The sequence below is a fragment of the Flagellimonas pacifica genome (assembly GCF_900215465.1).
GTDB lineage: Bacteria > Bacteroidota > Bacteroidia > Flavobacteriales > Flavobacteriaceae > Flagellimonas > Flagellimonas pacifica.
The window spans coordinates 1-2,198 of the sequence record NZ_OBEH01000012.1; the positions used below are offsets into that span (position 1 = coordinate 1).

1 protein-coding gene is annotated in these 2,198 nt (G+C 47.9%); it reads left to right on the plus strand.

The features are described 5' to 3' along the window. On the plus strand, positions 1-2,067 hold a 2,067-nt coding region (locus CRO15_RS19565), incomplete at its 5' end, for a zinc-dependent metalloprotease (protein ID WP_116458934.1). Positions 2,068-2,198: the final 131 nt, after the last annotated feature.

The window sequence follows — 2,198 nt, forward strand, 5'->3', positions numbered from 1 at the left end:
ATACTCTTGAAACCCCAGAGCATCAGATCCACTGCAGGCATTATTTTGCCCGTTGCCAAGGGGTTGACCTTGATGGACAATGTCCTTGCCACATTACCCATTGAGAAGAATCATGATCGGGAAGGAAGCCATTGTATCAACATTACGGACCTTGTCATGAGGAAGGACATACAATGGCCACAACAGCTCGGGGTGTCCTTTGGCACACCAATCCTAGAAATATCGGTGCTCGTGGATTCCAAAAATCTGGAAAATGAGGTCATTGTCAAGACCCGCAGGGGGATGGTCAAACATGGATCCAAAGTGTCGGCACCGGTATATTATGGTTTTTGTGCCCTGCCGGAACCCATGAAGGCCCGACGATATGATTATCGTATGGGTTTTATCAATGAACACTTTCTGGATATTGATCATGGAATCCATGAAGATGGAACCCATAACAGCATTGCCAATATCAGTAGATGGCGATTGGAGAAAAAATACAAAGATCGATCGGTAAGTGTTCCTGTAAGGCCCATCACTTTTATTTTGTCGCCCGAGATCCCCAAAAAGTGGCGTTCCTATGTAAAGACAGGTATACTGGAATGGTTGCCTGCTTTTGAGGCGGCCGGGTTCAAGCATGCCATAGTGGTCAAAGAGGCCGATAGTTTGAGCGAATGGCAACGGAATAGCTTAGGGAACAATATTGTCCATTGGGGACAAGAGCGCTATTTCAGGGACCGTGAGCAAAAGGAATATGGGGGCACGATTGCCCTGATCACCGATTACAGGACCGGGGAGCTCCTCAAAACCGATATTTTTTTGAACGCCTCCAGGCAGACCCTTGAAGAACGGTATTTCACCCGTGCATCCCCGCTCGATAAACGGGCACAATCCTTTCCCTTTCCTGATGGACTGACTGGACGGCTGTTCCAATGTTTGGCAGCACATGAAACGGGGCATACCCTTGGTCTGAAGGATGGGAATTTTGGCGAGTTCAGTTATCCGGTCAAAAAAATGAAGGATAAGGACTGGTTGGGGACGATGGGATATACCCCGAGCATCATGAACTATACTCGGACCAACAATGTGACACAACCGGAGGATGGGGTGCCCCCTTCCATGCTGTTGCAAAAAGTTGGGCCTGCGGACATCCATTCCATTAGTTGGGGCTATAGGGAATTTCAGCAGGGCATTTCATCTGATGCCGAATCGGCCGCACTTGAAGACATCATACGATCACAGGATTCCATTTCGTGGTTGCGGTACATTGATACCCAGTTTGAGGTAATGGGCCCCAGTAGGACCAATGAGGTGGTCGAGACCAATAACCCCGTAAAAAGTACGGCATTGGCATTAAAGAACTTGGAACGCGTGGTAGGGTTGATTCCCGGTGCGTGTGTGGGACAAAAGGACAATGCTCAGTTGGTGCGGCTCTATAATAAATCAGTGGAGTTATGGTATCACCATATGCTACATGTGGTTTCTGTCATCGGGGGCTATCACATCCATTATAAGTCCTTGGACCAGCCAGGGAAGATGTTCGTTCCCATACCATGGGAGGCCCAACAACAGGCACTTGATTTTCTGTTGTCCAATGCCTTTGATCCACCGGAATGGCTGACAGCCCCAAAATTTGACGCACGGATACGGTATTCCACCTTTCCCGACAAGGTAGCGGAGTATGAACATTGGCTGATCTTGGAACTGATACAGGCCCATAGGCTCAAACGATTGGAGCAAATGGAAAATATCTTTGGGAACCATGGATTGGTCCAAAGCTATCTGGAGCAATTGCAGTCCGGGCTTTTCAGGGAGTTGAATAAGGATATGGCTAGGGAAGATCGCAGGAGACAGGAGATCCAAATGATCTACATCGAGGGTCTGGTCGGGGTGCTGGAAACAAAAAGGGCGGGATTTGATCCCGGCGCGCAGTTCATTGGCTACACCGATTATTCCAAAGGTATTTTGATGCATCAACTGATGGGCCTAAAAAAGAATATCGAAAAGCAGTTAAAAAGAAATGGGAACGGGACCGCTTCCGGCCATTGGCAGTTGTGCCTAAAAAAGATCAATACGGTTTTGTAGAAGGAGGGTGATATCATGGAATTGGCTAAAGGTCATATCCATGGTGGGGTGATTTTTGAGTTAGCGAAAAAGGTGCCTTTTGTGGGCACCTTTTTTTTACGCCGTAACCACCAATTTAGGGCTTGCTCAAC